At 43.0% G+C, this 428-nt stretch carries 1 pseudogene; it reads left to right on the top strand.

Annotated elements, in window-relative coordinates:
• Positions 1-209: 209 nt before the first annotated feature.
• Positions 210-428: pseudogene (locus DSM107010_RS33140) on the top strand (hypothetical protein); the annotation flags it as partial.

Raw genomic sequence — 428 nt, 5'->3', positions numbered from 1 at the left:
CCTAATTACGGTTGGTTTAAGTCGCATGGAAGCTTTTACTAAAGCACAGAGATGGCAGTCTATTTCCGCGCAACAATGGATTGAACGACCTTTTTTTCTGTCTCGACAAATGTAGTAATGGTTTGCAGTTTATAGCTTTGTTTAAAGCTGAAACTTTATGACTTAAAGAAAGCTAAATTTTTGAATAATTATCGTTGGCGAGCGGGTTGATGAAACAAACAGATAAACCGCTCGAATTAGCGCGACCCAATACTAACTCAATTCGAGCGGAAGAATTTTACGGCGATCGCCCCTGGTCTGATGTTTGGCAAGCTACACTGTCTAGGCAATGGCTAGGGCGACCGTCTTCAATGGTTCAGCAAGACTGTGGTACGATGCAATGGCTTGAACTTTGGTTGAGGATTGGCGATTCTCAAGTCCTCGCCTTA

Origin of the sequence: Chroococcidiopsis cubana SAG 39.79 (assembly GCF_003991895.1) — a bacterium.
Classification (GTDB): Bacteria; Cyanobacteriota; Cyanobacteriia; order Cyanobacteriales; family Chroococcidiopsidaceae; genus Chroococcidiopsis; species Chroococcidiopsis thermalis.
Note: the sequence above shows the minus strand (reverse complement) of the source record. Positions and strands in the feature narration are given on the sequence as shown.